The following is a 25,945-nucleotide window of genomic DNA, read 5'->3' as shown; positions in this document are numbered from 1 at the left end:
AAGGAGGAAGAGTTAATGAAAAAAAATATCAAAAATATGATTGACTTAGCAGCTGGAAGAAAAAAAATAGAATTAGTACTGAAGAATTGTAAGGTTGTAAATGTATTCTCCAATGAAGTTATTGAAGGAGATATAGCAATAGATAAAGGAGTAATTATTGGAGTAGGAAGATATACAGGTGAAACTGAAATTGATATTGAAGGTCAATATATTTCACCCGGGTTGGTTGATGGACATGTTCATATTGAATCGACAATGGTAACACCAAATCAATTTGCTAGAGCAGTTGTTCCAAGAGGTACAACAACCATAATAACCGATCCTCATGAAATAGCTAATGTATGTGGTGTTAAAGGAATTGAATTCATGATAAATAATAGTAAAGAACTTCCTTTGGATGTTTTCTTTATGCTTCCATCATGTGTGCCTGCAACGCCTTTTGAAAATTCAGGAGCAGTACTGGAAGCAGATGATTATAAGGAACTTATAACAAACAATAGAGTGTTAGGTCTAGGAGAACTTATGAATTACCCTGGTGTTATTGAAGGTAATATCAAAATTATTGATAAATTATTATTAGCTCAAAGACATGGGAAAATAGTTGATGGACATGGGCCTGAAATTTCAGATAAAGATTTAAATGCTTATGTTATTGCAGGGGTAAAAACTGATCATGAATGCTCTTCAATAGAAGAGATGCTAGATAGGTTAAGAAGAGGAATGTATGTTTTAATAAGGGAAGGTACAGCTGCTAGAAATTTAGAGGTATTAATTAAAGCAGTAACTCCTCAAAATGAAAGAAGATGTATGTTTTGTACAGATGATAAACATCCAGAAGGGATACTAAAAGATGGACATATAGACAACAATGTTCGTCTAGCTATAAAAAATGGAATAGATCCTATTGCTGCAATAAGAATGGGATCATTAAATGCATGTGAGTGTTATGGATTAAAGAACAGGGGTGCTATTGCTCCTGGCTATATTGCAGATTTAATAGTTATTGATAATCTTAAAGCTTTCAATATATTAAAAGTTTTTAAAAAGGGAAAGGTTGTTGCAGAAAATAGTAAACCATTATTTGATATAGAAACCAAACTAAGTTCTGAAGTGGTCGGCACCGTTAATGCAAAAGAAGTAACAATTAATGATTTGAAAATAAAACTAAATTCTGATACTGCAAATGTGATGAAATTAATACCTCATAGTATATTAACTAAAAAGGTAGTTCGTAAAGTTAATATCGATGATGGGGGAATATTTACAGTTAATAAAGATCAGGATATCTTAAAAATCCTTGTGGTGGAAAGGCATAAAGCAACAGGAAATATAGGATTTGGATTAGTTGAAAATTTTAAACTTAAAGGGGGAGCGATAGCATCCACGGTAGCTAATGATTCTCACAATATAGTTATAATAGGTGATAATGATAAAGACATCTATACTGCGATTAATGAAGTTATCCGAATTGGGGGAGGAATAACTATAGTATCTAATGGTGAAGTTTTACAAACCTTGGAATTACCTATTGCTGGACTTATTTCAGACAAATCAATGGAAGAGGTAAGAGATAAATTAGGTAAAATGTTAGAAATAGCTTATGTAAAATTAGGTGTTAATAAAGAATTAGATCCATTTATGACACTTGCATTTTTAGCCTTACCGGTCATTCCTGAAATTAAAGTTACAGATAAAGGTTTATTTGATGTAACTGAATTTAAATTTATTGATATTGGTATTATTTAACCTGTAAGTTATGGAGCGTAGGTCTTAGGACATCCGCTCCTGTTGATAAAATTATCAATTTTTGATTTTTAATTTCAAATAGTATTGTATCAAGAGAGTTACTAAATAATCATAGGCAATAAAAGCTACTTCAAATATTAATATTGTTGGAACTAAGGCATTTCTAAAGCGCTCAAAATCTATCATTTCAGCAAAAAGTTGAGTGTATAAAAAAGCACTAATAGCTACTATAGTATTAAAGAATAAGAGTTTTATGAGTATCTCTAATGGAGCTTTTCTTATTTTTTCAGTATATAGTTTTACAAATCCGTATAATCCGAAAAATAATATATAAGATAAAGCTATACCTTTTGAAGGAATTAAGAAAAAACCTAAAATACTAACAGCTAAATATTCTACAAATGCCATTTTTATACCTATAGCCAAAATAGATATTGGGATAACAAATGATGCTGCAGCTAGTAATGCAATTTTATTTGTTGGTATTATTGAACTAAGATATATAAATATAATGCTAAGTCCAGTAAATAAACCACCTTTTGCAATATTTGAAGATTTACTCATATTTTCACTCCTTTAACAACATCCTATTAAATCTCCTCCAAAACATTCACAGATTGAATCAAGGCACCATAAATTTAAACAAACATTACAAAAATCTACATCTCCACCTCTTTGGCCATAATACTGCTGTCTATAATTTGTATTCCTTTTATTTATAAAGTTAAGTGTATCTCTATATTCTTGGTTACTTGGAGCCATTCTAGCAGCAGTAGATACATATTTAAATCCTGCATCTTGCCATCCTTTTTGAATATATATTAAACCCATTAAGTAGTTCCATTCTGCATCATGAATTTTAATATTATTCAAAGTTGCCTCTGCACCTGCAAGATTTCCTGATCTTATGTCCATTCTAATTCTATTATAGTCATAGCCTGATTGAGAGTTATTATTTGAACTATAATTATTAGAAGAACCTTTAGAAGCTTGATTTTTCATTAAATAGTCGTATGCTTCATTTAATTCTTTCATTTTATCCTCTGCAAGATTTTTTAGTGGATTGTCTCCGTATTGGTCAGGATGATATTTTCTTGCTTGTTGTCTATATGCTTTCTTTATTTCGTCAATTGTAGCGTTTTCTTTTACTCCAATTACTTCATATGGATTTATCATTTGAATCTACTCTCCTTTTAAATACTATATCCATTTTCTCTGGTAATCCAAAAAGAAGGATATTTTCTAGTAATAATTTATTTTTTTCTATTTGTAATTTATTCAAATTTTCATAACAGTTTCTAGCACAATCACAAAGAAGTAAATCAATTCTATTTTCTATATTATCTTTAAACTGTTCAAAAGGCAACTTAGAATGGTTCATAGAGGCCTCTATAGCATTAAATTTTCCTTCTTTCATATCTTCTTCTAAATCATCAAAGGCATCAATAATATATATCCATTTTCCAAGATTATATCCAAGCCAATAAAGATCAAATTTAAGTTCGATATCTTCTATATAATTGGAAATAATATAAGCAGTTAAATCAGCAAAAGGATGAGATAATTCATCTAAGAGTTTACTAGCACTTTTTTTTTCTAAGCTGTCTAATTCCTTTAATCTTTTTTCTATAAAGGCTAGTTGTTCACTTCTACTGCAATTTAAATTTTTCAAATACTTATATAAAAAGCTTGATTTCATTTTTGCTTTTAAGGATTTATCATCATTGAAGTCGTCTAGAAGTTTATAATAAAACAAAGCAACATTACAGAATGCTGCATAGTCAATTGCAGTGGAATCAATAACTTTCACTCTTTGTTTTACAGGATGAGCGATACATCTATTTTTTATATATTTATTTTTTTCATTTGATAATGAATCTAAAAGAATTGCCAAAAAAGTCATATCGTAATTTAAAGCAAGTCTAGGAATCTCACCAAACTGATTTTTTATTGAAATACATAATCCACAATAATAAGCTTTGAATTTTTCGTAGTCCTTTATCTTTAGCTCCATTTTACATGGAGTTACGTATCCAAACAATAGTTTTCACCTCTGTATTATAATGTTAACATTCAAAACTAAATTTATCCTTAAGCAACCCTATAGTTGATTATAGCATAATTGGTTAAAAGTTTAAGTGTTAAGATAAAAATGTTATAATAATTTCATAAAAATATAAGGTTTTGGAGGAATTATATATGGAAGACGTTTTATGGATACTATTTTTTAGTGCTTTTATTATTTTTATAATTTATTTTTTGATGAAATATGCTGCAAAAAATGCAATAAAAGAATTTTACAATGAAACAATAAAGAAAGACTTTATTAATAAAAAAGCTTTTTTAGAATCAGATATAGACTTAGATGATGAAACATTATTATTGATGAAGAATCATAAGTTAATCACTGAAGAGGAATACAAATTAAAAAAGAAAAATATTTAAAGGTAATACTTAAATTTAAGTATTACCTTATTTTTTTGTGTATTTGTGATAAAATACAATTAAGATGCGAATGTACATTCGTATAAAAAGGTAGAAATTTAGTTATAAGGGGTATATGATGAATAGTTCAATAATTCATGTAGATATGGATGCATTCTTTGCAGCTGTTGAGCAGAATGATAATCCACAATTAAAAGGTAAACCTGTAATAGTAGGTGGTGGTAGTGAAAGAGGGGTTGTGACTACTTGTTCATACGAAGCTAGAAAGTATGGAGTACATTCTGCTATGCCTGGTTATATTGCAAAACAGAAATGTCCTTTTGGAATATTTTTACCTGTTAGATTTGAAAGGTATAAAGAGGTTTCTTCACAGATTTTTAAAATACTATATAGTATAACAGATTTGGTAGAACCATTATCAATTGATGAAGCATATCTTGATATTTCTAATATCGAAGATGAACCTATAAATGTAGCTAATTTAATAAAAAGAAAAGTTAAAAAGGAAACTGGACTTACAATATCAGTAGGGATATCATACAATAAATTTCTTGCAAAATTAGCATCTGACTGGAATAAACCTGATGGTATAAAAGTAATTAATAAAGAAGATATACCAAATATATTACTACCATTGCCTATAAAAAAAATTTATGGGATAGGTAAAAAATCTACACAAAAGTTAAATGGAATAGGAATATATACTGTAAATGATTTGATGAAATTACCAGAGGAATTGTTCCAAAAATATTTTGGTAAATATGGATTTGAAATTTACAATAGGATTAGAGGCATAGATAATAGAAGTGTAAAAGTGCATAGGGAAATTAAATCAATTGGAAGAGAGACAACGCTAAAAAGGGACACGAGGAGCAAAGAAGAAATTATAAAATATATTGAAAGATTTGCTGAAAACATCGCATTTTCTTTAGAGAAAAGAAATTTATCTGCAAAAACATTAACTATAAAGACTAAAACTTTTGACTTTGAAATTCATACAAAAAGTAAGACTTTAGGGGAATATTTTTATAAAAAAGAAGATATTATTATAATAGGGGGACAAGTACTAAAAGAGATAGACTTGGACTCTGATATTCGACTTATAGGAGTCAGTGTATCGAATTTAAAGGAGAGGGTTTTGAAGCAATTAAGTATATTTGATTATTGATATTTTGATACAAATTATTAATAATTTTTTTGAAACTTTTTTGTATTAAAAACTGTCTATATTAGTGAAAGGTATTTTGAGGGGGATGATGTTATGTTTGAAATTTTAGCAATTGCTGCTTTGGGGGTTATTTTACTAATAAAGTATAGTGAAGAATATCGTGAATGGTTGATAAAATCTAATTATGAAGAAAAAACAAATGAAGTTGTATATTTATTTTTTAAATTTAGAAGTAAAGATAGATTTATAAAGTTTAGTTATATTGTGTATATATTGTTGTTTATTACTCTTGTTATTATCTCGTTTATCTCACGATTAAATCAAATGCCTGTGCAAGTTTATATAGCTATATTAATGATGTTTTTTATTGCAGATTTTATTGCGTACAATATAATAAATAAAAAGGTTAAAGTCAATGATAGTAACTTAAAAATTTAATTATGATAATAGTACTAAAAAAATGGGGAATTTGTTAATTTCCCATTTTTTTTACTGTATCAACTACAACATTCGCAATTATCTGAAAATAGAGTGAAATAGTTGCACCTACTATGTTATAATGAGGGTGAAAATTTCAAAAATGTGTTTATCCTTAATTTGTGAGGTGAAGAATATGAGTAAATTAAAGATAACTGAAACTGTATTAAGAGATGGAAATCAATCTCAAATAGCCACAAGACTTAAGTTAAATGAAATTCTTCCTATAGTTGAGACCATGGATAAAGTAGGATATCATGCTATGGAAGTATGGGGTGGTGCAACTTTCGATGTATGTTTAAGATATCTTAATGAAAACCCGTGGGAAAGACTAAGAAAGATTAGAGAAAAATCAAAGAACACCAAGTTACAAATATTATTAAGGGGACAAAATATTTTAGGATATAAGCATTATCCTAATGATATAGTAGAAAAATTTATTCAGAAGGCCATTTATAATGGTATTGATATAATAAGAATTTTTGATGCATTGAATGATGTAAGAAACTTGAGAAAATCTATTGAAGTTACGAAGAGAGAAGGGGCTCATTGTCAAAGTGCTATAGCATACACAACTAGCAAAGTTCATAATGTGGACTACTTTGTAAAGCTAGCAAAGACAATGGAAAATATGGGTTCTGATTCTATTTGTATAAAAGATATGGCAGGTATTCTAACACCACAAAATGCATTTATTTTAGTTAACGAACTAAAAAGTGAGTTGAATATACCAATAGAATTACATGGACATTGTACAAGTGGAATTAATGAAATGACTTATATGAAAGCTATAGAAGCTGGAGTTGATATTATAGATACAGCAATTTCTCCATTTGCAGGTGGAACTTCTCAGCCTAGTACGGAAGCTTTTAATCAGGTATATAAAAATAGTGCTAGAGATCCACAATTAGATGAAGATAATTTAGGTAAGGTGGCTAAGCATTTCTCTAAAATAAAAGAAAAATACATTGAGGATGGAACTTTTAATCCCAGAGTAATGAAAGTAGAACCTAAAATTTTAAAATACCAAGTACCAGGAGGGATGTTATCAAACCTATTATCTCAGCTAAAAGCTCAAAATGCTGAGAGCAGGTATGAGGAAGTATTGAATGAAATTCCTAAGGTTAGAGAAGACATGGGATTTCCCCCACTTGTTACTCCTTTAAGCCAAATGGTTGGAACTCAATCTGTATTTAATGTATTAACAGGTGAAAGGTATAAAGTAATACCTAATGAAATAAAAGATTATATTAAAGGATTTTATGGTAAATCCCCAGCACCAATAAAAGAAAGTATAGTAAAAATGATTATTGGCAATGAAAAAAGAATAGATTATTGTCCTGCAGATAAGATGGAACCGATGTTTAATAAGATTAAAGAAGAGGTTGATAATTTAACAAATGAAGATGAGATGATTTTAGCTTATGCCTTGTTCCCTCAAATAACAAAAAAGTATTTGGAATTACAAAAGGATGATGAGTATTTTATTGAAATAGTTTTCTAATGTAAATTACATTTGAAAGGGTGAGTTTCTATGAGTGGCCAAGTGTCTTTAGTACAAGGATTACAAATAACGGTTATTTGCATGGTAGTAGTATTTATAACATTGTATATAATTTCATTAATTATAGAATTGTTTAAGTTTATTTTTACTCCTAAAAAACAAATTAGTGAGGATAATTTAGAAGTTAATGATGAAATTAAGGAAATAAAAACATTAATGAATGACGAAGAATTGGTAGTTGCCATGACAGCGGCGATTAATATGAGCAATAACAAGAAAAATTCTAAATTTCGGATTATATCTATTAAACAAATAGGATGATACTTACATATAAATTTTTGATAGACAATCGTAATAATTTAGATATAGAAGGGGAGAATTAGAATGAAAAAATATAAAATAAAACTCAATGGTAAATTATATGAAGTAGAGGTTGAAGAAATATTTGAATCAGAAGATTCAAATGATAAACCTATTGAAACCCAGAAACACAGAGAATTATCTGTGGCAAGTGATGTCAAAAGTGAAGATATATTAGCACCTCTTTCAGGAAACATATTAGGAATAGAGGTTAAAAATGGACAACATGTTAGAGCTGGAGAGGTTTTATTAATATTAGAAGCTATGAAATTAGAAAATGAGGTAGTTGCGCCGAAAGATGGGATAATAGAAAATATAATAATTCAAAAAGGAACTTCAGTTAATGTTGGAGATAGGTTGATAGTAATGAAATAACTAAGGAGAGGAAGAAAAATTTATGCTACTTGACTTTTTCAATAGTGTTGGTTTTATAGAACTTGGATGGCAGCAATTATTAATGATAGGAATAGCATGTTTTTTCTTATATTTAGCTATAAAAAAGCAGTATGAACCTTATCTACTCTTACCTATAGCTTTTGGAATGTTAATAGTTAATCTGCCTATGACAGGATTAATGGCTGACGATGGATTGTTTCATTATCTTTATATGGGAACAAAGCTTGGAATATATCCTCCTATAATATTTTTATGTGTAGGAGCGTGTACTGATTTTGGACCTTTAATAGCTAATCCTAAAAGTATATTGCTTGGTGCAGCTGCCCAATTTGGAATATTTGTTGCATTTATTGGAGCAATACTACTAGGATTTCCAGGTGCTGCAGCTGCAGCGATAGGAATAATTGGGGGAGCGGATGGGCCAACAGCAATTTATTTGACGTCCAAACTTGCCCCAGATTTACTTGGACCCATTGCTTTGGCGGCTTATTCGTATATGGCATTAGTTCCAGTAATACAACCGCCAATTATTAGACTACTTACAACTAAAGAAGAAAGACAAATTAAAATGGAACAGTTAAGAACTGTATCAAAAACAGAAAAAGTTATTTTCCCTGTGATTGTTGCAATATTAGTGATTCTATTATTACCTTCATCTGCGCCATTGATAAGTATGTTGATGTTCGGAAATTTAATTAAAGAATCGCAAGTAGTTCCAAAGTTGGTTGAAACTGCTCAAAATTCACTAATGTATATAGTTACAATATTTTTAGGATTAACTGTTGGAGCTAAAGCTGATGCAGATACATTTTTAAATCCTATAACTATTAAAATTACTATTCTTGGGTTATTTGCTTTTGCAGTAGGAACAGCTTCTGGAGTATTATTTGGTAAAATAATGTGCAAATTATCAAAAGGTAAGATAAATCCAATGATAGGTGCTGCAGGAGTTTCTGCTGTACCAATGGCAGCAAGGGTTGTTCAAAAAGTTGGCCAAGAAGAAAACCCATCAAACTTTTTATTGATGCATGCAATGGGACCTAATGTAGCTGGAGTTATAGGCTCTGCTGTTGCAGCGGGAGTGTTACTCAGTATATTTAGATAAGTTAATATTTTATTGACATTGTACCTTGTACATTATATTATTAAAGTAGAAAGCTTAAAGAAAAGTTATAGGCTGGTTCTTTGAGTTATAAAAATAACAGTTGAATATTAGTTAGCAAATTTTGAAGATAACGTTAGTTAGACTTTATTAGGCTAGCACAGAGAGGATTCTCTTTGTGTTGGCCTTTTTTATTTTTTACAAATAATTGTTAGGCATTAATTAAAGTTATTATAGAAAAATAGGGGGTATTCAATGGAGTTATATGATAATATAAGCGAATATATTAGTTTTTTGGCTCAAAAGGCTGTTTTATATGAAGTGAGTGCTAGTCCTAAACCAGGATTGGTGGATAGATATAATAGTGGTGCTCACAATGATATGGATTATTTCACTTTTTTAAGAAGTAGTTCAGCGATTATAAGTGAATTTAAATCTATGGCAGCTGTAGGAACGTTAATAGAAGATAAGCAATTAAAAGATGTTTTGGAAATGATAAGACCTATAGGAATAAAAGCAGAGAAAAAAATGTTTCAGGCTACTTCTGGAGTAAATACTCATAAGGGGATTATTTTTTCTATAGGTGTAATTTGTGTTGCAGCAGGATTTGCAATGAAAAAAACGGGAGATCATATCATAAAAGCAGAGGTTATTTGTGATATTGTTAAAAGAATTACTAGTGGTATATGTGAAAGAGAATTAACCAATATAGAAGATAAAGTACAATTATCAAATGGAGAAAAGTTATACAAGAAGTATGAATTAAAAGGTATAAGAGGAGAAGTAGAGTCAGGGTTTGAGACAGTGATGACAAAAGGTTTGCCTATATTAAGAAAAGATATTGAAAAGGGAAATTTAAATGATATTTTAGTACAGGCTTTATTAAACATTATGACTGTTTCGGAAGATACTAATATTGTATGGAGACATGATAAATATACATTGAATTATGTAAAAGAGTATTCCAAAATAGTATTAGAAAATGGGGGTATGTTTTCCGATAAAGGTAAAAGAAATGTTATAGATATGGATAAAGCATTTATAGAGAAAAATATAAGTCCAGGAGGGTCAGCAGATTTACTTGCTGTTACAATAATGTTAGCTTTGCTTGAAGGAATGAACTTATAAGAACTAATTAAATACAAATTTTGAAAAAAATGTTGACTTAAAAAGGTTTACATGTTAATATTAGAATATAAATTAGCTTGGAGAAAGTACAAATGTGTAAGTTCTCTAAGAATTATGCATTGTTTAGTCGAAAACTAAATATTTGCTGGAACTTGTTAAAGATGATTATTAATTAGACTTTAATAGACCAGCACAAAGATTAATTTCTTTGTGCTGGTCTTTTTTGTTTCCCAAATTTGGGTGGGGGTGAAATGACTATGGACAATATACAAATAAAAAGTATTTCACTAAAGATTAGAAGTGATAAAGAAAAGCTAGAAGAGTTATTAAAAAAGCAGGGATTACACTTTGATAAATTTATTGAGAAGATTATTGGAATTTTTGATAGAGAAGAGTTAGTAGCTACAGGGTCTATAAGTGCAAATACATTAAGATGTTTAGCTGTTGATGATAAATACAAAGGTACAAATATTATAAATAAGTTAATAACTGAACTTATAAATCTGCAGTACCAAAGAGGACAAACGCACTTGTTTATCTACACAAAATATGATTCATACAAGTCTTTTGAATATATGGGTTTTAGAAAAATAATTGATGTAGATAAGAAAGTTGTCTTAATGGAAAACAAAGTAGATGGGATTGAAGAGTATCTAAAAGAAATAACAAGGTATAAGAAAGAGGGTAAAGTAATTTCTTCAATAGTTATGAATTGCAATCCATTCACACTGGGACATCAATACTTGATAGAGAAAGCTTCAGAAGAAAGTGATTATGTACACGTATTTGTAGTTTGGGAGGATAAATCTACTTTTCCGTCAGAAGTTAGATATAGATTGATAAAGGAAGGAATTAAACATTTAAAAAATGTGATTATACACAGAGGAGAAAATTACATAATATCAAGTGCAACATTTCCAACTTATTTTATAAAAGATAATAAAGAAGCTATGTACATGCATGCGAAACTTGATATAGAAATTTTCGGTCAGTTCATTGTTCCGACTTTAGGAATTACTAAAAGATATGTTGGAGAAGAAAATTATTGTGAGGTTACAAGAAAATACAATGAGGTAATGAAGGAATTGTTACCAAAGCGGGGCATCGAGGTAATTCTAATGAAGAGAAGAAAAGAGGATGGGGACATTATAAGTGCATCAAAAGTAAGAAAATATTTGGAAGAAGAAGAGTGGGAAAAGATAAAAAAAATCGTACCTAAGTCAACTTATAATTATTTAAGATCAAAAGAGGCACAGCCTATAATAAATAAAATTAAAAAAAATGATTCAAGACATTAAAAGGAGTGTTTTTATGGAAATAATTCAAAATGGAATGTCAGGGACAATGGAATCTAGTGATATTAACATTTTAATTCAACCCAATCTACAAAAAGGAATAATAATTAATTTAAAAAGTGCAGTAGAAAAGCAGTTTGGGAACAAAATAAGGGAAGTAATAAGAGAAACTTTGAAAAAATTAGAAATTAGTGATGCTATAGTTACTGCCAATGATAAAGGTGCATTAGACTATGCAATAATTGCAAGAGTTGAATGCGCGGCTTGTAGAGCCGCAGGCAAAGAAAAAAACCTTAAGTGGGAGGGACTATAGAATGACAAAACTCAGAAGAACCATGTTATATGTACCAGGAAATAATCCTGGTATGTTAAGAGATGCAAGTATTTATGGAGCAGACTCATTGATGTTTGATTTAGAAGATTCCGTTTCTGTAAATGAAAAGGATTCTGCAAGATTTATGGTTTTCAATGCAATAAAAAATATAGACTATGGAAATACAGAGATAGTTGTAAGAATAAACTCTTTAGATTCAGGATTAGGACAAGAGGATATTAAAGCAATGGTGAAATCAGGTGTAGATGTAATCAGACTTCCAAAGACTGAAACAGCTGAAGATATTATAGCTGTTGAGAAATTAATAGAGGAAGCAGAATTATTATTTGGAATAAAAGTAGGAACTACTAAAATGATGGCTGCTATTGAAAGTCCACTTGGGGTTATGAATGCTTATCCAATAGCGTTAGCTAGTAAAAGATTAATAGGAATTGCAATAGGAGCAGAAGATTTTGTGACAAATATGAAGACAAATAGGAGCGCTGATGGATCAGAACTTATGGTTGCTAGGAGTCAGATCCTTTTAGCTGCAAGGGCGGCTGATATATACGCATTAGATACTGTCTATTCAGATGTAAATAATGAAGAGGGTTTTAGAAAAGAGGTTGAGCTAATAAAACAATTAGGCTTTGATGGAAAATCAATAATCAATCCAAGACAAATAGGACCAGTTCATGAAGTATTTACTCCAACACAGAAAGAAGTTGAAAAAGCAATTCGAATAAAAGAAGCAATAACAGAAGCACAGAAAAAAGGTTCAGGAGTTATTGCACTTGATGGAAAGATGATAGACAAGCCAATAGTTGATAGGGCAGAAAGAGTATTAACATTAGCTAAAGCAGCAGGTGTTTGTTAGAAAGGGGAAGGAAAATGATTAATTCAATTGAAAGAGAAATCCCAGATAGTATACTTGAGGATTTGGGAAAAAAAGTATATGAAAAACCTTTTAGTATATTACAAGAAATAAGAATGCGTGGTAGAAAAGTTGTAAGCGTGGGTCCACAAGATAATAAACTATTAAGTTCTATAGATGAGGCAATTGAACGAACAGGATTAAAAGATGGAATGACAATTTCATTTCACCACCACTTTAGATCTGGTGACTATGTTCTGAATATGGTTATGGAGAGAATAGCAGCAAAAGGAATAAAAAATTTAAAACTTGCAAGTAGTTCATTATCGAATATACATGCTCCTTTAATTGAACACATAAAGAATGGTGTAGTGACAAGTATAACTACAAGTGGAATTAGAGGTGAACTTGCAGAAAAAATATCAAGAGGATTAATGGACAACCCAGTTATTATAAGGAGCCACGGGGGAAGAGCAAGAGCTATAGAAGCTGGGGAAATAGAGATAGATGTAGCATTTTTAGGAGTTCCGTCTTCAGATGAATATGGAAATGCATCTGGAGAAAGAGGAAAAGCAATATGTGGGTCATTAGGGTATGCAAGAGTTGACTCTAGATATGCAGATAGAGTTGTTTTAATAACAGATTGCATAATGGAGTTCCCAAACTTACCAGGAAGTATAAAGCAAGTGGATGTTGACTTTGTAGTTGAAGTAGATTCAATAGGAGATCCAAATGGAATAGCATCAGGAGCTACAAGATTTACTAAGAATCCTAAGGAATTACTTATAGCTGAAAAAGCTAGTGAAGTTATAGTGAATTCAGGATATTTCAAAGATAAATTTTCGTTTCAAACGGGTTCAGGTGGGTCATCATTGGCAGTAACAAGATTTCTTAGAAAAGAAATGCTAAAAAGAGATATAAAAGCTCGTTTTGCGTTAGGCGGAATTACAAAGCCAATGGTTGAACTTCATGAGGATGGTTTGATTGAACATCTATATGATGTACAAAGCTTTGATTTAGTAGCGGCAAATTCGTACAAGAAAAATCGTAAACATCATGAAATAGAAGCTTCTTACTATGCAAATCTTCATACAAAAGGATGTATTGCAAATAAATTAGATATTGTAATATTAAGTGCTTTAGAAATTGATAAAGACTTTAATGTAAATGTAATTACAGGATCAAATGGGGCTATAAGAGGAGCTTCAGGAGGACATTCAGATACTGCTGCATCAGCTAAGTTAACAGTAATAGTAGCTCCACTTATGAGAGGAAGAATCCCAACAGTAGTAAATAGAGTACAAAATGTAATAACGCCTGGAGAAACCGTAGATGTTCTAGTTACTGATAGAGGTATTGCAGTAAATCCAGGAAGAAAAGATATTATTGAAAAATTGGAAAAAGCAAATATAAAAACAACAACAATAGAAGAGTTAATTACAACAGTAAACGATATGTTAGGAGTACCTGAAACTATAGAGTATTTGGATAAAGTAGTAGGAGTAATAGAGTATAGAGACGGTTCAGTAATAGATGTAATCAGACAAATAAAGGAGTAGAAAGGGATGAATAAAGAGAAAATGATGCTTTATAAGATTCTGCAGTCCCGAGAGCTTAGATGGAAAAATCAAAAAGATTTTATAAAAAAGTTCAATTGTAGCTTGGTATCATTTACTCTAAATATTCCTGGAGACCAGAAGGATAGTCCACTATACAAACAAGCTCATAAAGAAGGATTAAAAATATTGACTGATTCAATCCATGAGAAAAATTTAGAAATTTTAAATAAGAAAGTAGAGTACAAAGATACAGGTGCAGAAGCATATATTTCCGTTCAGTCAGATGCCTACAAGTTAAAAGCTCTCACAGTAAATATTGAAGAATCAACCCCTTTAGGAAGACTTTATGATTTTGATGTCATTGATAAGAACCTTAATATTCTTAGTAGAAAAGAACTGGGTTTTAGAGAAAGAAGATGCTTTATTTGTAAGTGTGCTGCAAATGTATGCAGAAGAAAAAGAACTCATTCAATAGAAGAACTTACTAATTATATTGATAAGTTAGTAAACGATTATTTTAGTTATTAAATTATATAATATAAAATTTTAGGAGGAATAATTATGAGAACAAAAAAGGTTTTAGCTGCAGTACTTGCAGGAGTAATGTCAATGGTTTTATTAGCAGGTTGTGGAGAAAAAACAAAAAACACTGCATCAAATGCTAATAATGGTGGAGCAGAGGCATCAAAGACAGAAGAATATCCAAAAGGTAACCTGGATTTTGTTGCACCAGGCGGAGCTGGTGGTGGTTGGGATATGACAATTAGAACAACTGCTAAAGTATTAAAAGATACAGGATTAGTAAGTGCATCAATGCCTGTAACAAATTCACCAGGTGGTGGTGGAGCTGTATTTTTATCTGAATTACAAACTAAATCAGGAGAAGATGATACTGTTGTTGTTTATTCTTCACCATTACTATTAGTAAACTTAAATGGTTCAAGTGAGTATAGCTATCAAGATACTACACCACTTGCAAGACTTATAACTGATTATGGTGCATTTGTTGTTGCAAAGGATTCAAAATACACTTCTATAAAAGAAGTAATGGATGCATTAAAAGAAGATCCAAAGAGCGTAAAAATTGGTGGAGCTTCATCTGTTGGAAGTATGGATCATATTCAATTTTTGTTAATGGCAAAAGCTGCTGGTGTTAAAGACATTAAAGATATTGACTATGTAAGTTTCCAAGATGGAACTGCAAATGCTCAAGTCTTAGGTGGACATGTAGACCTATTAACTACTGGTTTAGGTGATGTATCAGCATTACTTGAAAGTGGAAACTTAAAATGTTTAGCAACTACTGCTTCAGAAAGAGTTGGAGAAGGAGTTTTAGCTGAGATACCAACTTGTAAAGAAGAAGGAATAGATGCAACATTTGAAAACTGGAGAGGTTTATTTGGACCAAAAGATATGCCTGAATATGCTGTTAAGTACTGGGAAGAAACTTTAGGAAAAATGGTTAAAACTGATGAGTGGTTAAAAGCAAGTGCTCAAAATGGTTGGTCTCAATGTTATTTAAATTCTGCGGATTTTACTAAATTCTTAGAAGAAACAAATGAAAGTTATAAATCTGTTCTTGAAGAAATAGGAATGTTCAAATAAAAATATAAATAAAGTGCAGAGTTTACACTCTGCACTTACCTTGAAAAGGAGGATTAATTTTGAAAGAAAATAAGAAGAATGCAAATGTTAATGATTCTTTAATGGGTTTAGTAATTGCAGTATTAGGGATTATTTATTTGTTATTGACTCTAAATTTACCAGCAGCTGCAATGGGTGGTGCCAATGCGCCAAAAATGTTCCCTCTTATGATTGCAATTATTTTAACTATTTTAGGAATTACTTTTCTATTCAAAAGTGGTTTATCAAACTTAAAAGTTGCAGTAGATAATTTTGTAAAGAGCTTTGCTAAAGATAAAGAAACAAATATTACAATTATGATAACTTGCTTTGGAAGTATTGCATATGCTTTATTATTTAAAAGATTAGGGTATGTTATATCAACATTCTTATTCTTAGAATTATTACTTTATTTGACTAGAAAAGAAAAATGGATATCAAATACAATAATTGCATTGGTGTTTAGTGTTGGAGTATACGTTGTGTTTTCTAAAATGCTAGGAGTTACACTTCCAACAATGATATTTTTAGATATATAGAGGAGGGCACAAAATGGGTGATGTTTTAGTTAACTTATTACACGGATTTACAGTAGCATTTACACCGTACCATTTATTGTTAATAACCTTTGGAGGTATTCTTGGAACAATCGTTGGTATGTTGCCGGGTTTAGGACCTGCTACAGGAGTTGCTGTATTATTACCAATAACTTTTTCAATGGGGCCTACAGCTGCTTTAATCACTATGTGTGGTGTATACTATGGAGCTATGTTTGGTGGATCTAGAAGTTCTATTCTTATCAATACACCAGGAGATGGTGCAGCCCTTGCGGCAACATTTGATGGTTATCCAATGGCTATGAAGGGGAAAGCAGAATCCGCCTTGGCTATGTCAGCTATAGCTTCATTTATTGGTGGTATTATATCAGTTATATTTATGGTTTTAGTTGCAACACCAGTTGCTAATTTTGCATTAAAATTTGGACCATCAGAGTATTTCTTATTAATGGTAACAGCATTAGTAATGACTTCATCTATGTCAAAAGGAAATATGCTAAAAGGTTTTGTATCTACAGCTATTGGTCTTATGATTGCAACTGTAGGAATAGATGCACAATCAGGTGTTAGAAGATTTACTTTTGGTGTATTAGAATTACAAACGGGAATAGATTTCCTTGTTGTTATTATAGCAATATATGCATTAGGAGAAGTATTTAAGAGCTTTAAATCTCTTAAAGAAGGAAATAAAAAAGCTCAAACAAAATTCAAGAAAATATGGGTTACTAAAGAAGAATGGCAAAGAAGTAAATGGCCTATTTTGAGAAGTGCTCCATTAGGATTTATAATTGGTGCATTACCAGGTGCTGGTGGAACAATGGCATCATTAATGTCTTACAATAACGAGAAACAAATGTCTAAGCATCCAGAAGAGTTTGGTAAAGGTGCTATAGAAGGATTAGCGGCTCCGGAATCTGCAAATAATGCTGCTTCTGTTGGTGCATTAATTCCAATGTTAACTTTAGGTATTCCGGGCTCAGGAACTACAGCGGTTATGATGGGTGCGTTATTAATGCTTGGTATTCAGCCAGGACCATTGCTATTTACGCAACATCCTGATATTGCTTGGGGATTAATTGCAAGTATGTTTATTGGTAATGTTATATTAGCAATTATAAATATTCCTATGGCAGGATTATTAGTTAGAGTATTAGCAATACCTCCAAAAATATTGTATCCAATTGTATTAGCTCTTGCTTTTGTTGGAACATTTGCTATAGGTAATAGTGTAGTAGATTTTTATTTGCTAGTTATCTTTGGTATTGCAGGATACTTAATGTCAAAAGTTAAACTCCCAACGGCTCCATTAATATTAGCTGTTATAGTTGGTAATACTATGGAACAATCTTTTAGACAAGCACTTAGAATTTCAGATGGAAGTTATACAGCTTTCTTTGATTCAGGTTTAAACTTAACATTAATTGCTATAACGGTATTATCAATCGTATGGCCATTGGTTAAAGGAAAGATGGAGTCAAAGAAATCAAAAAAGGTAGCACTTTAAAAAATTTTTATGAGGTGGATTAATGAGTAAATTAAAAATAACTGAAACAGTGCTAAGGGACGGGCATCAAAGCCAAATTGCAACCAGACTAAAATTAGAAGAAATACTTCCTATACTAGAAGATATGGATAAAGTAGGATATTATGCTATGGAAGTATGGGGTGGAGCAACATTTGATGTTTGTTTAAGATACTTAAATGAAAATCCCTGGGAAAGGCTTAGATTAATAAGAGAGAAAGTAAAAAACACTAAACTTCAAATGCTATTAAGAGGACAAAATCTTTTGGGATATAAGCATTATCCGAATGATATTGTTGGAAGATTTATCCAAAAATCTATTTATAACGGGATAGATATTATTAGAGTTTTTGATGCACTAAATGATGTTAGAAATTTAAATAAATCTATAGAAGTAATCAAAAAAGAGGGAGCTCACTGTCAATGTGCTATTTCATATACAACAAGTAAGGTGCACACTGTTGATTACTATACAAAACTAGCTAAAACTATGGAAAACATGGGGGCCGATTCAATTTGTATAAAAGATATGGCAGGAATATTAACACCTGATGATGCTTTTAAATTAGTTAGTGGATTAAAGAGCAATATAAAAGTACCAATTGAACTTCATGGACATTGCACAAGTGGAATTATTGAAATGACTTATATGAAAGCTATTGAAGCTGGAGTAGATATAGTAGATACAGCTATATCAGCATTTTCAAGTGGTACAGCTCAACCATGCACTGAATCTCTTAATGGAATTTTTAACAATAGTAAGGGAGCGCCAAAACTCAATGAAGATAGGTTGAAAAAAGTAGCAACTCATTTTTCTGGAGTAAAAGAAAAGTATATAGAAGATGGAACTTTTAATCCAAGAGTAATGAAGATAGAGCCACAGATACTTAAATATCAAGTTCCTGGAGGAATGCTTTCTAATTTGTTATCGCAATTAAAAGCACAGAATGCGGAGGGACGATATGATGAAGTACTTAATGAGATACCAAAAGTTAGAGCAGACTTAGGTTTTCCACCTCTTGTTACTCCATTAAGTCAAATGGTAGGTACTCAGTCAGTATTTAATGTACTGGTAGGAGAGAGATATAAGGTTGTACCAAAAGAAATAAAAGATTACGTTAAAGGATTTTATGGGTTAGCTCCAGTTCCGGTAAAAGAAGAAATAAAGAAAAGAATTATTGGGGATGAAGAAGTAATAGATTATTGCCCTGCAGATAAGATGAAACCTATGTTCAATAAAGTTAAGGAAGAGATTAAGGATCTTACTGATGAGGAAGAAATGATTCTTGCATATGCTTTATTTCCAGACATAACAAGAAAATATTTAGAAGACCAGAAGGATGACTTTTATTATATAGATATTGTTATGTAGTTTAGAGAAGGAGAGGAATGAGATATATGGGTGGTAATATAAGTATAGTTGAAGCTTTACAAATTACGGCTATTTGTATGGGGATAGTGTTTACGACTTTGTATGTAATCTCTTTGATAATAGAATTGTTTAAAATTATATTTAAAGAAAAGAAACAAAAGGATAAACCAAAAGCAAATACCATAAGTAAAAGAAGTAGCGAAAAAATCATTAATAGTATTACTACAGATGAAGAAATAGTAGTAGCTATGGCTGCTGCGATAAATATGAGCAATGAAAAGAGAAATTCTAAACTTCGAATTGTATCCTATAAACAAATTGGGTAGTTATAAATTTTAAAACTAAGGGGAGAGTTAGAATGAAAAAATATAAAATCAATTTAAATGATAAAATCTATGAGGTTGAAGTTGAAGAAATGGATGCATCATCAGTTTCTAAAAGTGAAGCAGTAGCAACAAAAGAAGAACCAAAACAAGTTCAGCCGAGCTCATCAGAAGCTGAAGAAGTTTTAGCACCACTTCCGGGAAATGTATTAGATATAAAAGTAAGTCAAGGTAAAAGTGTAAAAGCTGGAGATGTCCTATTGATATTAGAAGCAATGAAACTTGAAAATGAAGTTGTTGCTCACAAAAATGGAATTATAGAAAGTATACTTGCTACAAAGGGTGCGGCAGTAGTTACAGGAGATTGCTTGGTTACAATTAAATAACTAGAGAAAGGAAGAAAAATAGATGCTACTAGATTTTTTAAATAGTGTTGGCTTTACAGCCCTTGGATGGCAACAAGTATTGATGATAGGTATAGCATGTTTTTTCCTATATCTAGCAATTAAAAAACAATATGAACCATATCTTTTGCTCCCAATAGCATTTGGAATGTTAATAGTTAATCTTCCTATGACAGGATTAATGGCGGAAGATGGATTATTTCATTATCTTTATATGGGAACAAAGCTCGGAATATATCCTCCAATAATATTCTTATGTGTAGGAGCGTGTACGGATTTTGGACCATTAATTGCAAATCCTAAAAGCATATTACTTGGTGCGGCAGCACAGTTCGGGATATTTTTTGCATTCATTGGAGCTATATTATTAGGTTTTGATGGTGCGGCGGCTGCAGCTATAGGAATAATAGGTGGGGCAGATGGACCAACAGCAATTTACTTAACATCAAAATTGGCTCCAGATTTACTTGGACCAATTGCACTAGCTGCATATTCATATATGGCGTTGGTACCAATTATCCAACCACCGATAATAAGAGCATTGACTACAAAAGAAGAAAGAGTAATAAAGATGGAGCAATTAAGAACTGTTACTAAAACAGAAAAAGTTATTTTCCCTGTTATTGTTGCAATATTTGTAATATTATTATTACCATCTTCAGCACCATTAATAAGTATGTTGATGTTTGGTAACTTGATAAAAGAATCAGGTGTAGTTCCAAAGTTAGTGGAAACAGCACAGAATTCACTTATGTATATAGTAACAATATTCTTAGGAATAACTGTAGGAGCGAAGGCTAATGCTACTACATTCCTAAACCCTACAACTTTAAAAATTATAGCTCTTGGGTTATTCGCTTTTTCAATTGGTACAGTATCAGGAGTGTTGTTTGGAAAACTAATGTGCAAATTGACAAAAGGAAGAATAAACCCAATGATTGGTGCAGCAGGTGTTTCAGCAGTGCCAATGGCTGCGAGAGTTGTACAAAAAGTTGGACAAGAAGAAAATCCTTCAAATTTCTTATTAATGCATGCTATGGGACCTAATGTAGCAGGGGTAATTGGATCAGCTGTTGCTGCAGGAGTTTTATTAAGTATATTTGGTTAGAGATAAAAGATATTTTGAAAGTAAGGGGATTAGTCAATGGTGAATATAGCAATTACATTACTAGTAGGAGGTATAGGTGGATTTTTGGGGATTAAATTAAAAATTCCAGCAGGAGCTTTGATTGGTTCAATGCTATTAGTAGCTATATATAACATTTATTCCGGAGAAGGAACTATCCCCAAAAATTTTAAACTTGTTGCTCAAATTGTAGTTGGGGCAATGATTGGCTTGAATTTTACTATCGATTCATTTAGAGAATTTAAAAATATTATTATACCTACTATGATTTTGGTAGTATGCTTAATGATATTTTGCGTTGTTTTAGGTTTTTTTATTTCAAAATTTACAGGGTTAGATTTAATAACATCTTTATTTAGTTGTTCACCAGGAGGGTTAACTGATATGACTTTAATTTCAGAAGCTTATGGTGCAGATACTTCAAAAGTAGTAGCTATGCACTCAGCTCGTTTAATTACTGTTATAGCTGTTCTTCCTATTATTATAAAAATTATTACTGGATATATAAACGGCAAATAAGGCTATCTTAATGTAATAGTATTTTTAAATGTGATAGAATGGTTGTATAGTAATAAATTTCAGTTAAAAATAAGTTCACCTAATTAATATATTTAATTTTAAATTTGGTTTATAAAGTTATTCCAGTTGAACTATTTATTTATGTCCATAACTCGTTGGTACATCCAGATTTTATGTATATATAAATAAAGTTTAACTGTTGATTTTCTTTAAGTTAGCAGTTTATCTGCTAACTAAACCTGTTTTTTGAAAAAGAAGAATAACTCTATAGGGGTGTTATATTGAAAAAATATATTATAAAATATAAGAAATTATATGTAACAACATTTATTTCAATTATGGTGTCAGTATTTATGATTCTTATGATTTTTAAAAACTATTCAGATTTCAGTGATACCTTAATTTCAAATGAGCAAAATAGGCTATTGGCAATAGCGAATACAATTTCAAGATCTATTGAGGATTATGTAAGAGGGGAAAAAAGAGCTTTGGGAATTGTAGCTAAAGACTATAGTTTTGAAAAAGATTTTAAATCCTTATTATTGGGAGAAGAAAATCAAATAAATAAGTCATTAGAGATTTATCATAAAATGGAAGGTGAAAGAGTAGACATTATTCAAATTTTAGATAACAATGGAAAATTACTATTAGAATATCCGAAATCAACATCAAGAGTTGACGGGATTAATTTAAAAAATCTTAAAGATGTAAATGATATCATTAATTCTGAAAAAGTAATAATAAGCGATGTTTATTTTGAGGAGAACCAAGCTCCTTATATATTCATCTTACAGCCAATTAGAGTGAATGGAGAATTTAGTGGTATTTTGAGAAGTAGAATAAATGTTGAATATATCTATAAAAACATTGTAGAACCTGTAAAAACGGGAACTACTGGTTATGCTTCTGTTAAGACAAATAATGCAATATTACTAATGCATCCAAATAAAAAAGATATAGGAAAAGAATTGATATCTGCAAGAAAAGCTAAGTATCGAGAATATGATTGGAGCGAACTTTCAAATGTTGTGGAGGAACAAAAAAAAGGGGGGAATGGTGTTAGCATTTATCATTCTGTTTGGGCAAATGATGAAAAAGGAATCAGGGTGAAAAAATTTAGTGCATATTCATCAGCTTATATAGGTGATTATTTTTGGATAGTAACAATTTCATCTAGCTATGACGAAGTAGTTAGTGTTATCAAAAAAAATTACTATTATACTATAACAATTGCTGGTTTTATATTCTTAAGTTTAATAATTGCAGCATCATATATTTATATATTTAAAGAAAATAAGAAAAAGCTACAGGTAAAATCAGAATATCTAAGAAAAGTTAAAAAGTTAAACAAGGAACTAGAAGAAGATATTGAACAACGTAAAGTGTTAGAGAAGGAACTCATTAAAAGTAAAGAAAAATATGAGGTAATGTTTAATAGTGGAAATGACTGTGTTTTTGTTTTGGATTTTAAAGATAATGCATTAGGTGAAATCCTAGAAGTCAATCAAAAAGTTCCTATGAAATTAAAATACTCAAGAAAAGAATTAATATTCATGAATTATACAGATTTAGATAATGAAATAAATAAGAAAAAATCAAAAGAAATAATAGGAAAAATATTAAAAGGAAAATTAGCTTTATATGAGACAAATCTAAAAACAAAGGATAATAAAACTATTCCTGTAGAAATTAATGCGACGTTATTTAAACTTGAAAATCAGAAAAAAGTAATTTTAATTTCTAGAGATATTACTAGTAGGAAATTAGAAGAGGAAGCTGTAAAAAGAAGTGAACAAAGATTTGTAAGTATAGTAAATCAAGTGGCAGTTGGAATAAAGAATAAAAATAATAATATTAGTGAAATAAAATTGGATAGTAATATAAATTCAAATAATAAAATAGCTAATAAATTAGAAAAAATTAATCTTCAGTTAGAAAAGATGTTTAAAAAAGAGATGGATGAAAATAAAAAGAAAGAAGCATTGATGTTACATCAATCAAGGTATGTTGCTATGGGTGAAATGATTGGGAATATTGCTCATCAATGGAGACAACCATTAAATGCTCTTTCGCTAATTATTTCAAATATTGAGGACTCATTTAGTTACGATGATATTGATAAAGAGTATTTAAATAGACTATTTTCAAAAGCAAGAAATATGATTAGTAGAATGTCAGAAACTATTGATGATTTTAGATACTTTTTTAAACCAAGACATAAAAAAGATTTTTTTAATATTTATAAAAGTATTACCAATACTACAGCTTTATGTGAGGAAAGAATAAATATAAATACAATAAAGTTAAATATTAATGGTGATGAAAATGTACAGGTTTATGGATATTCAAATCAATTATCGCAAGTAATATTAAATATAGTTAATAATTCAGTGGATGCACTTTCTGAAATAAGTAGGGATAATAGATGGATAAACATAATTATTAGTAGTGAAGCTGATAATTGTATTTTAAAAATATGTGATAATGCAGGAGGAATTACACAAGAAATTATAGATAAAATTTTTGATCCTTATTTTACTACAAAAGATGAAAAGAATGGAACTGGTTTAGGGTTATATATGTCAAAAATGATTATTGAAAAGAATTTCAGGGGTAAAGTTGAGGTTGTTAACGAAAAAGAAGGGGCTTGTTTTATATTTACTATTCCTAAAGATGGAGGAGAAAACAATGTCAGAGAATAATCTGTTGTTAAATTTGAAAGTTCTTTATGTTGAAGATGATGAGACCACAAGAGAGCAAATGCAATATTTTTTGAAAAGAAGAGTTGGAAAGCTTTTCATTGCAAAAAATGGTGAAGAAGGTTTAAAGAAATATAGAGAAAATAAGCCGGATATTATTGTAACTGATCTTAGGATGCCAATAATTGATGGAATTGAAATGAGTAAGTTAATAAGGGAGAAAGATAAAAAATGTTCAATAATTATAACGACTGCTTTTTCGGATGTTGAAACTGTATTACTAGCGGTAGATATTGGAGTAGATAAATACGTATTAAAGCCAACCAATACTAAAGAATTATTAGAAGCCTTGGAAGAGAGCGCTGTAAAAGTTTTTGAGAGTAAAAATAATGATTTACTTGTAGGTAAAAAAGTTTTAGTAGATATTAATGAGAAAAAGGATTTAGAAAATAAACTTCAAAATAAGATTGCACTTTTTATTAAAAGTAAAACTGGAAAAGGTCCAAAATATGTTAAAGCTTTTATTAAAGGAAGTTTAATTGAAGTAGAAGCATTTGATGCATTAACTCAATATGAAAAAACTTTATTAGAAAATAGCAAGAACAATCATTTGGTGAATTTTTCAAGGGAAGCCTTTTATTTAGATAGAGATAAAGAAATTGAAAAAATTATTGGAGAAGTGGTTAAAACTGAGTGTTTCTTAGAAAACGTTTTTATTGATTTGGGTAAGCTTAAAGATAAAATAATAATTTCAATGAAATAAAATAGAAGTAGAAGTGATAAAGAAGCTTTTCCTAGTGGAGAGCTTCTTTATTTGACTTTAAAACAAAAAAAAGTAAAATATGAAAAACTAATGAAAATTTTTCCTAAGAAGTTTTGGAGAGAAATAATGGCAGCATTTTTAGATGATGATGAAACTTCTATGGAATTGAGAATAAGAGGAATAAAAGATATGAAGTTTATAGAAGAGATAAAAAAGGTTCTCAGACATTCTAAATCTACAAATAAACTTCCTAATGATTTTGATGAAGAAATAGCATCAGATATTATTTATTCAATGTTGATGAAAGAGATTATGATGTTTTTATATGACGATAATGTTGAGATGGATGATGTAATTATATGTTTAATTCATTTCAGACAGAGAAAATATCTAATGGCGACGTTATAAATCTATCTCAGTTTTCTATGGCTAATAATGAAGATAAGAATTTTATTATTTATGGAGTAGGTGATGATACAGAATTTATAAATCTTAAAGATAGAGGGGGTAAGCCTTTAACTTTTAATAAAACTATTATTACTAAATCCTTAGCAGAAAAACTAAAAATTGAAAAAGGAAGCAAAATAGAAGTTAAGAATAACCTTAATCTTGTGGAATTCGAAGTAGAATCGATGATATTGCAGATGTGTATATAGGTGATTTTATTTAT

The 25,945-nt window shown here is 30.2% G+C and carries 29 protein-coding genes; 26 read left to right on the top strand and 3 right to left on the bottom strand.

The genetic code is table 11. The features are described 5' to 3' along the window. Positions 1–15: 15 nt before the first annotated feature. Entirely contained in the window at positions 16–1,746 is a 1,731-nt protein-coding gene (gene ade, locus ACQ3F0_RS12530) for an adenine deaminase (protein ID WP_428865612.1), read from the top strand. A gap of 54 nt (positions 1,747–1,800) precedes the next feature. On the opposite strand, the gene ACQ3F0_RS12525 is transcribed toward ade, so the two are convergent. Genes ACQ3F0_RS12525 through ACQ3F0_RS12515 form a run of 3 tightly spaced genes read right to left on the bottom strand, consistent with a single transcriptional unit; the run spans position 1,801 to position 3,787 of the window. Next, on the bottom strand, positions 1,801–2,310 hold the full coding sequence (locus tag ACQ3F0_RS12525; protein WP_428865611.1) for a hypothetical protein: 510 nt from the start codon (positions 2,308–2,310) through the stop codon (positions 1,801–1,803). A 12-nt stretch (positions 2,311–2,322) separates the two neighbouring features. Further along, positions 2,323–2,922, bottom strand: coding sequence for a J domain-containing protein (locus ACQ3F0_RS12520; RefSeq protein WP_428865610.1), 600 nt, complete (start codon positions 2,920–2,922; stop codon positions 2,323–2,325). After that, a complete protein-coding gene (locus tag ACQ3F0_RS12515) occupies positions 2,906–3,787 on the bottom strand; it encodes a DUF5685 family protein (protein WP_428865609.1) in 882 nt (293 codons plus the stop codon). The genes ACQ3F0_RS12520 and ACQ3F0_RS12515 overlap by 17 nt, the downstream gene beginning before the upstream one ends. 158 nt (positions 3,788–3,945) lie before the next feature. Between ACQ3F0_RS12515 and ACQ3F0_RS12510 the strand changes: the two genes are divergently transcribed. From ACQ3F0_RS12510 to ACQ3F0_RS12390, 25 genes are all read left to right on the top strand, one after another. After that, positions 3,946–4,191 carry a hypothetical protein gene (locus ACQ3F0_RS12510; RefSeq protein ID WP_428865608.1) on the top strand — a complete coding sequence of 82 codons (246 nt, stop codon included), beginning with the start codon at positions 3,946–3,948 and terminating at the stop codon, positions 4,189–4,191. A 118-nt stretch (positions 4,192–4,309) separates the two neighbouring features. Continuing rightward, complete coding sequence (locus tag ACQ3F0_RS12505; protein ID WP_428865607.1) at positions 4,310–5,359, top strand: DNA polymerase IV; 1,050 nt, start codon at positions 4,310–4,312, stop codon at positions 5,357–5,359. Positions 5,360–5,452: 93 nt separating this feature from the next. After that, positions 5,453–5,797 carry a hypothetical protein gene (locus tag ACQ3F0_RS12500; protein WP_428865606.1) on the top strand — a complete coding sequence of 115 codons (345 nt, stop codon included), beginning with the start codon at positions 5,453–5,455 and terminating at the stop codon, positions 5,795–5,797. Positions 5,798–5,972: 175 nt separating this feature from the next. Beyond that, positions 5,973–7,340, top strand: a complete 1,368-nt coding sequence (locus ACQ3F0_RS12495) for an oxaloacetate decarboxylase subunit alpha (protein ID WP_428865605.1) — start codon at positions 5,973–5,975, stop codon at positions 7,338–7,340. A gap of 30 nt (positions 7,341–7,370) precedes the next feature. Next, entirely contained in the window at positions 7,371–7,661 is a 291-nt protein-coding gene (locus ACQ3F0_RS12490; RefSeq protein ID WP_428865604.1) for an OadG family protein, read from the top strand. 63 nt (positions 7,662–7,724) lie between these two features. Next, a complete protein-coding gene (locus tag ACQ3F0_RS12485; RefSeq protein ID WP_428865603.1) occupies positions 7,725–8,075 on the top strand; it encodes a biotin/lipoyl-containing protein in 351 nt (116 codons plus the stop codon). Positions 8,076–8,097: 22 nt separating this feature from the next. Next, positions 8,098–9,201 (top strand): sodium ion-translocating decarboxylase subunit beta, encoded by a 1,104-nt coding sequence (locus tag ACQ3F0_RS12480; protein WP_428865602.1) that lies wholly within the window; start codon positions 8,098–8,100, stop codon positions 9,199–9,201. A 252-nt stretch (positions 9,202–9,453) separates the two neighbouring features. After that, complete coding sequence (gene citG / locus ACQ3F0_RS12475) at positions 9,454–10,326, top strand: triphosphoribosyl-dephospho-CoA synthase CitG (RefSeq protein WP_428865601.1); 873 nt, start codon at positions 9,454–9,456, stop codon at positions 10,324–10,326. A 257-nt stretch (positions 10,327–10,583) separates the two neighbouring features. After that, a complete protein-coding gene (gene citC / locus ACQ3F0_RS12470) occupies positions 10,584–11,624 on the top strand; it encodes a [citrate (pro-3S)-lyase] ligase (RefSeq protein WP_428865600.1) in 1,041 nt (346 codons plus the stop codon). A 13-nt stretch (positions 11,625–11,637) separates the two neighbouring features. Beyond that, on the top strand, positions 11,638–11,934 hold the full coding sequence (gene citD / locus ACQ3F0_RS12465; RefSeq protein ID WP_428865599.1) for a citrate lyase acyl carrier protein: 297 nt from the start codon (positions 11,638–11,640) through the stop codon (positions 11,932–11,934). 1 nt (position 11,935) lies between these two features. Then, positions 11,936–12,811, top strand: a complete 876-nt coding sequence (gene citE / locus ACQ3F0_RS12460) for a citrate (pro-3S)-lyase subunit beta (RefSeq protein ID WP_428865598.1) — start codon at positions 11,936–11,938, stop codon at positions 12,809–12,811. Positions 12,812–12,825: 14 nt separating this feature from the next. After that, positions 12,826–14,367 carry a citrate lyase subunit alpha gene (gene citF / locus ACQ3F0_RS12455; protein ID WP_428865597.1) on the top strand — a complete coding sequence of 514 codons (1,542 nt, stop codon included), beginning with the start codon at positions 12,826–12,828 and terminating at the stop codon, positions 14,365–14,367. Positions 14,368–14,373: 6 nt separating this feature from the next. Beyond that, positions 14,374–14,895 (top strand): citrate lyase holo-[acyl-carrier protein] synthase, encoded by a 522-nt coding sequence (gene citX, locus ACQ3F0_RS12450; protein WP_428865596.1) that lies wholly within the window; start codon positions 14,374–14,376, stop codon positions 14,893–14,895. Between the two features lie 33 nt (positions 14,896–14,928). Continuing rightward, positions 14,929–15,972: a tripartite tricarboxylate transporter substrate binding protein gene (locus ACQ3F0_RS12445; protein ID WP_428865594.1), complete on the top strand. Its 1,044-nt coding sequence runs from the start codon at positions 14,929–14,931 to the stop codon at positions 15,970–15,972. A gap of 59 nt (positions 15,973–16,031) precedes the next feature. Next, a complete protein-coding gene (locus tag ACQ3F0_RS12440) occupies positions 16,032–16,529 on the top strand; it encodes a tripartite tricarboxylate transporter TctB family protein (RefSeq protein WP_428865593.1) in 498 nt (165 codons plus the stop codon). Between the two features lie 13 nt (positions 16,530–16,542). Continuing rightward, entirely contained in the window at positions 16,543–18,051 is a 1,509-nt protein-coding gene (locus tag ACQ3F0_RS12435; protein ID WP_428865592.1) for a tripartite tricarboxylate transporter permease, read from the top strand. Between the two features lie 22 nt (positions 18,052–18,073). Further along, positions 18,074–19,441, top strand: a complete 1,368-nt coding sequence (locus ACQ3F0_RS12430) for an oxaloacetate decarboxylase subunit alpha (protein ID WP_428865591.1) — start codon at positions 18,074–18,076, stop codon at positions 19,439–19,441. Between the two features lie 17 nt (positions 19,442–19,458). After that, the gene (locus ACQ3F0_RS12425) at positions 19,459–19,767 is read left to right on the top strand and encodes an OadG family protein (RefSeq protein ID WP_428865590.1); all 309 of its coding nucleotides are present in this window, start codon (positions 19,459–19,461) and stop codon (positions 19,765–19,767) included. A 32-nt stretch (positions 19,768–19,799) separates the two neighbouring features. Further along, a complete protein-coding gene (locus tag ACQ3F0_RS12420; protein ID WP_428865589.1) occupies positions 19,800–20,150 on the top strand; it encodes a biotin/lipoyl-containing protein in 351 nt (116 codons plus the stop codon). 22 nt (positions 20,151–20,172) lie between these two features. Then, positions 20,173–21,276, top strand: a complete 1,104-nt coding sequence (locus ACQ3F0_RS12415) for a sodium ion-translocating decarboxylase subunit beta (RefSeq protein ID WP_428865588.1) — start codon at positions 20,173–20,175, stop codon at positions 21,274–21,276. A gap of 36 nt (positions 21,277–21,312) precedes the next feature. Beyond that, positions 21,313–21,813 carry an AbrB family transcriptional regulator gene (locus ACQ3F0_RS12410; RefSeq protein WP_428865587.1) on the top strand — a complete coding sequence of 167 codons (501 nt, stop codon included), beginning with the start codon at positions 21,313–21,315 and terminating at the stop codon, positions 21,811–21,813. A gap of 281 nt (positions 21,814–22,094) precedes the next feature. After that, on the top strand, positions 22,095–24,515 hold the full coding sequence (locus ACQ3F0_RS12405; protein WP_428865586.1) for an ATP-binding protein: 2,421 nt from the start codon (positions 22,095–22,097) through the stop codon (positions 24,513–24,515). Beyond that, complete coding sequence (locus ACQ3F0_RS12400) at positions 24,502–25,275, top strand: Na-translocating system protein MpsC family protein (RefSeq protein ID WP_428865585.1); 774 nt, start codon at positions 24,502–24,504, stop codon at positions 25,273–25,275. Before ACQ3F0_RS12405 ends, ACQ3F0_RS12400 begins: the two co-directional genes overlap by 14 nt. A 126-nt stretch (positions 25,276–25,401) precedes the next feature. Next, positions 25,402–25,683: a hypothetical protein gene (locus tag ACQ3F0_RS12395; protein WP_428865584.1), complete on the top strand. Its 282-nt coding sequence runs from the start codon at positions 25,402–25,404 to the stop codon at positions 25,681–25,683. Continuing rightward, positions 25,635–25,931 (top strand): hypothetical protein, encoded by a 297-nt coding sequence (locus ACQ3F0_RS12390; protein ID WP_428865583.1) that lies wholly within the window; start codon positions 25,635–25,637, stop codon positions 25,929–25,931. The genes ACQ3F0_RS12395 and ACQ3F0_RS12390 overlap by 49 nt, the downstream gene beginning before the upstream one ends. Positions 25,932–25,945: the final 14 nt, after the last annotated feature.

The organism is Clostridium sediminicola, from assembly GCF_050402865.1.
GTDB lineage: Bacteria > Bacillota > Clostridia > Clostridiales > Clostridiaceae > Clostridium_AF > Clostridium_AF sediminicola.
The sequence above is the reverse complement of the archived record's forward strand: the minus strand, read 5'-3'. Positions and strand labels throughout refer to the sequence as shown.

Bases quoted from the DNA above. Each gene is read 5' to 3' on its own strand.
- ACQ3F0_RS12445 (WP_428865594.1), top strand. From the start codon at position 14,929: ATGAGAACAAAAAAGGTTTTAGCTGCAGTACTTGCAGGAGTAATGTCA.
- ACQ3F0_RS12485 (WP_428865603.1), top strand. From the start codon at position 7,725: ATGAAAAAATATAAAATAAAACTCAATGGTAAATTATATGAAGTAGAG.
- ACQ3F0_RS12480 (WP_428865602.1), top strand. From the start codon at position 8,098: ATGCTACTTGACTTTTTCAATAGTGTTGGTTTTATAGAACTTGGATGG.
- citG (WP_428865601.1), top strand. From the start codon at position 9,454: ATGGAGTTATATGATAATATAAGCGAATATATTAGTTTTTTGGCTCAA.
- ACQ3F0_RS12420 (WP_428865589.1), top strand. From the start codon at position 19,800: ATGAAAAAATATAAAATCAATTTAAATGATAAAATCTATGAGGTTGAA.
- ACQ3F0_RS12435 (WP_428865592.1), top strand. From the start codon at position 16,543: ATGGGTGATGTTTTAGTTAACTTATTACACGGATTTACAGTAGCATTT.
- citX (WP_428865596.1), top strand. From the start codon at position 14,374: ATGAATAAAGAGAAAATGATGCTTTATAAGATTCTGCAGTCCCGAGAG.
- citC (WP_428865600.1), top strand. From the start codon at position 10,584: ATGGACAATATACAAATAAAAAGTATTTCACTAAAGATTAGAAGTGAT.
- ACQ3F0_RS12525 (WP_428865611.1), bottom strand. From the start codon at position 2,310: ATGAGTAAATCTTCAAATATTGCAAAAGGTGGTTTATTTACTGGACTT.
- ACQ3F0_RS12495 (WP_428865605.1), top strand. From the start codon at position 5,973: ATGAGTAAATTAAAGATAACTGAAACTGTATTAAGAGATGGAAATCAA.
- citF (WP_428865597.1), top strand. From the start codon at position 12,826: ATGATTAATTCAATTGAAAGAGAAATCCCAGATAGTATACTTGAGGAT.
- ACQ3F0_RS12395 (WP_428865584.1), top strand. From the start codon at position 25,402: ATGGCAGCATTTTTAGATGATGATGAAACTTCTATGGAATTGAGAATA.
- ACQ3F0_RS12505 (WP_428865607.1), top strand. From the start codon at position 4,310: ATGAATAGTTCAATAATTCATGTAGATATGGATGCATTCTTTGCAGCT.
- ACQ3F0_RS12390 (WP_428865583.1), top strand. From the start codon at position 25,635: ATGTTTAATTCATTTCAGACAGAGAAAATATCTAATGGCGACGTTATA.
- ACQ3F0_RS12430 (WP_428865591.1), top strand. From the start codon at position 18,074: ATGAGTAAATTAAAAATAACTGAAACAGTGCTAAGGGACGGGCATCAA.
- ACQ3F0_RS12425 (WP_428865590.1), top strand. From the start codon at position 19,459: ATGAGATATATGGGTGGTAATATAAGTATAGTTGAAGCTTTACAAATT.
- ACQ3F0_RS12520 (WP_428865610.1), bottom strand. From the start codon at position 2,922: ATGATAAATCCATATGAAGTAATTGGAGTAAAAGAAAACGCTACAATT.
- ACQ3F0_RS12510 (WP_428865608.1), top strand. From the start codon at position 3,946: ATGGAAGACGTTTTATGGATACTATTTTTTAGTGCTTTTATTATTTTT.
- citD (WP_428865599.1), top strand. From the start codon at position 11,638: ATGGAAATAATTCAAAATGGAATGTCAGGGACAATGGAATCTAGTGAT.
- ACQ3F0_RS12400 (WP_428865585.1), top strand. From the start codon at position 24,502: ATGTCAGAGAATAATCTGTTGTTAAATTTGAAAGTTCTTTATGTTGAA.
- ACQ3F0_RS12490 (WP_428865604.1), top strand. From the start codon at position 7,371: ATGAGTGGCCAAGTGTCTTTAGTACAAGGATTACAAATAACGGTTATT.
- ACQ3F0_RS12410 (WP_428865587.1), top strand. From the start codon at position 21,313: ATGGTGAATATAGCAATTACATTACTAGTAGGAGGTATAGGTGGATTT.
- ACQ3F0_RS12415 (WP_428865588.1), top strand. From the start codon at position 20,173: ATGCTACTAGATTTTTTAAATAGTGTTGGCTTTACAGCCCTTGGATGG.
- ACQ3F0_RS12500 (WP_428865606.1), top strand. From the start codon at position 5,453: ATGTTTGAAATTTTAGCAATTGCTGCTTTGGGGGTTATTTTACTAATA.
- citE (WP_428865598.1), top strand. From the start codon at position 11,936: ATGACAAAACTCAGAAGAACCATGTTATATGTACCAGGAAATAATCCT.
- ade (WP_428865612.1), top strand. From the start codon at position 16: ATGAAAAAAAATATCAAAAATATGATTGACTTAGCAGCTGGAAGAAAA.